This is a genomic window from Paenibacillus sp. JT31N11 (assembly GCF_056269285.1).
In genome coordinates, this window is the sequence record NZ_JBWDNQ010000051.1 from 1 (window position 1) to 3,647 (window position 3,647).

The following is a 3,647-nucleotide window of genomic DNA, read 5'->3' on the forward strand; positions in this document are numbered from 1 at the left end:
CTCCTTAAGATGGTTAAAGGGCTATGACCCGTGACTACCCCATCGTACCGGAGTCGCTCGTTTTAATGCAAAGCTCAAAATTAACGCTCTACAGGAATCCTAACGGGTACGTTAGTTGAATTAGACAAGCTGCCAGCAAATCGGTAAAATACGCCCGCATGTTCGGGCTTCCGCCGATCAGCGTCGTCCATTCGGTGCGCGGGACGTTGCTCGCTTCTCAGCGGCGGTAACGGTAACGCGGCCGGCCTTGAAGGCTATTCGTCGAGATTTCAACGAATCTCGGCATCGTTATTTTGACCGCGGACTCTCTGGGTATAGTGCATATCTCCCAAGAATCCCTCACTTGAAAGAAGCATGCCTCGCTTCAATTCGGAACTTACAACATACAGCTGTTCTAACAGAATCATGGTTGAGCGCCATACGAATGAACTTCTTCAATTGGGAATGACCCATGAGGCAGAGTCGTTACTCGCTCGCTTGTTACGCTCCCTCGAAATGATTCAGTTTCCTCACTCAGACTCATGAATTCGCAGAATTTCACCCTGTAGTCAGTATGAAAAAGGGGATGTTGGTGAAGCCGGTGAATGATCGATATTTTGACTATTAAACCACTTGACATGGGAGAATTTATATTTTAATATTAACTCAACGATCGTTTAGTGAAAAGGCGGAGAGGGAATTGTTGTCTAACACTGGAAGAAAAACGAACCGCGATCTCTTGGCGGAAGAGAGGAGACAGCAGATCCTCGATATCGCTAGGCGGCTTTTCGCGGAGAAGGGGTTTCATGCGACTTCCATGCGCGAATTGAATAAAGAAATTGGCATGGCCGAGGCGCTGACGTATCATTATTTTCCCGGCGGCAAGCATGAAATTTTACTGGCTGTATTGCAAAATGCACAAGAAAAGCGGATGGCCAACATTCTTACGTCATTCGCAAGTACATTCCGTAACGATCTGCCACTGCGGGAAGTGCTGCTGAATGCGATTCACGGCTTCAACGAACGGTTTATGAACGACAAGGAATACTTTCAGATTTTGCTCCGGGAACGCAACTTGGTGGAGCACGAGCAATTGGAATGGTTAAATCGTATGGCTGAACAGCCCTCCGATGCATTAATCAGTTTTTTGAAGAGGCGGGCGGAACTTGGCGAAATCCGTCAGATGGATTTTGAGATGGCGTCGTCCCAGCTAATCTCTCATGTGGCGATCGGTGCCTTCCAGCATATTTTATTTGGCAAAGAGAGAAACTCTGCACAGCTGGAGCGAATGGTCGACTTCTATGTCAAGATGTGGTCCGTTTAGGGCCCGTTCTTTTTTGTCTATTTAACTCAACGAACGTTCAGTTGAAAAACCTACAAATAGAAAATTCCCTGCGATCGTCATTATGTCAAGGGTTTAGGTTAATGGAAAATGCTCCCCCAGTTAAGCCTGTTTATATTCAGTTCATATACCAATAACATTGGAGGAAAACACTATGAAAAAACAAAAATATCCTGTATTGATCGTTGGCGGAGGATTGGTCGGTTTATCAACAGCCTTGTTTTTAAGTCATCACAACATTTCTTATTGCGTGATTGAGCGGCATCATGGAACATCTATTCATCCCAAAGCACGTGGGATCAATACACGGTCGATGGAGTTGTTTCGCCCTTTTCAGATCGAAGAGCAGATTCGCGCAGCAGGTGCAGCCTTAAGCAAAGGTGGCGGTGGACTGCTCCAAGCAAATACATTACTCGAAGCAGATTTCTCAACCATGAAAGACTTGATTCAAAAGCTTGTCGCTGAAAATGAACAACTTAGCCCAACACGTGGTAGTTTTACGACCCAAGATTTAATGGAACCAATCTTATTGCAGGCGATTCAAGAACGTCAAGCGGATGTCCAATTTAATATGGAATTGGTTTCGTTTACTCAGGATGAACAAGGGGTTACAGCAATCATCCAGAATGGTGAAACAGGCACTCGCGAAACGATCTCCGCGCAATATTTGATCGCAGCCGATGGTGCCAATAGTCGGATTCGCGAAGCATTAGGGATCCAAATGAGCGGACGCGGAACGCTTAGCTATAATATGAACTTGTATTTCCGGGCCAATTTGAAACCATACGTCGAAGGTCGCGAGTTTAGCATTTGTAATATTAATCATCCAGAGGCGACCGGAACGTTGGTATCGATCAATAATGACGATCTTTGGACCTTCCATGTGACTTTCGATCCGGCCAAGGGAGAAAGCTTGAGTGATTTCCCTGATGAGCGCTGTATCCAATTGATCCGTAAGGCAGTGGGTAATCCAGAGCTCGATGTGGAGATGATCAGTGTCCTTCCTTGGGAAGCTGCGGTAAAGGTGGCAGATCGGTTTCAAGTCGGTCGTATCTTTTTAGTCGGGGATGCAGCGCATCTCATGCCACCTACTGGAGGATTTGGTGGAAACTCAGGGATTGCAGATGGACATAATTTAGCTTGGAAATTAGCTGCTGTTCTAAAAGGTATGGCCGCGCCTGAGCTCTTAAGCACATATGAGGTCGAACGAAAAGCAGTTTCTCACTTTACCACCGAGCAAGCTGGTCTGATCGCGAATACAGGACAGCTTAATATGGTTAGTAAAAAAGAGAGAAAATCTCCCGTTACAAGTAATAATCATGTCATTATGCGGTACCAATATCGTTCATCAGCAGTTATCGCTGAGCACTCTGATTCAGAGAGTAGCTTATCACCATATGTCGAACAACTTGATGGAAGACCAGGTACACGTGCACCCCATCTCTGGTTAGAACAAAATGGAAACCCCATTTCCACCATTGATCTTTTTAACAAAAATTTTGCCCTTATAGCCGATGAACACAGCACATGGATCCATACAGCACAATATGTGTCTGCTGAATTTAACAACCTAACAATCGATATGTTCACCATTGGTCAGACAGGAAGCTTACAAGATCCTGAAAACCGGTGGCAAAAAATCTATCGGATCCCAGCAGGTGGAGCCGTACTTATCCGCCCAGACGGTTTTGTCGCTTGGCGCTCTGGTCAGGTAGAAAATTCAACCGAAACATTGTCATCAGTGATGAAACAACTGTTATCTTTAGAAAAATAATTAAAAAAATTTGAGTGTGGGAGTGGGAATTAATTCAAAGAGACACGGCATAGCTAAAAACAAGATAATGAAGGGAGAAGCCCTGCATCATGCTGAAAAACCGACGTTCCAGGGGTTATGGTCGGGAAGCCATGAAAAAAATCTTGGAATTTATCTGCACCTTTCCAGTAGGGCCTGCATATTACTGCTGGATTTCTTATAAGGCTGGAAACTTGGTCGCCAAAAAGCTTTATGAAAGCTTCGGCTTCCGTGACAACGGCGAAATCTTCGAAGACAAACTAATAATTGTATTGCGACTCTGATTTGCTTCTTGTATCATATTTCAATTTTTCGAGGGATCGTTAAAAGGTGTGCACCCCTTTGATACCAATGCACCTTTTAGAGTATGCACCACTTGGAAAAGGAACCGCTAAATTGTATCAATTTCTGCGTTCTTAAGATTCAACTACCCCGAAAATTAATATTAGCTCAGACCTAAAAATGGCAGCACGAAACTAAACCCAGCTTTTATGGTTTTTAAAAACTGTGCTTCTTCGCAATCTATGAGACATT

3 protein-coding genes are annotated in these 3,647 nt (G+C 44.5%); all 3 read left to right on the forward strand.

The window, feature by feature from the left end:
• Nucleotides 1-682 precede the first annotated feature (682 nt).
• The 3 genes from AC0YNV_RS40490 (at nucleotide 683) to AC0YNV_RS40500 (ending at nucleotide 3,397) form a co-directional block, all read left to right on the forward strand.
• Complete coding sequence (locus AC0YNV_RS40490; RefSeq protein WP_475773101.1) at nucleotides 683-1,303, forward strand: TetR/AcrR family transcriptional regulator; 621 nt, start codon at nucleotides 683-685, stop codon at nucleotides 1,301-1,303.
• A gap of 172 nt (nucleotides 1,304-1,475) precedes the next feature.
• On the forward strand, nucleotides 1,476-3,095 hold the full coding sequence (locus AC0YNV_RS40495; protein ID WP_475773102.1) for an FAD-dependent oxidoreductase: 1,620 nt from the start codon (nucleotides 1,476-1,478) through the stop codon (nucleotides 3,093-3,095).
• 89 nt (nucleotides 3,096-3,184) lie between these two features.
• Nucleotides 3,185-3,397, forward strand: coding sequence for a GNAT family N-acetyltransferase (locus AC0YNV_RS40500; RefSeq protein ID WP_475773103.1), 213 nt, complete (start codon nucleotides 3,185-3,187; stop codon nucleotides 3,395-3,397).
• The last annotated feature ends 250 nt before the right edge of the window (nucleotides 3,398-3,647 follow it).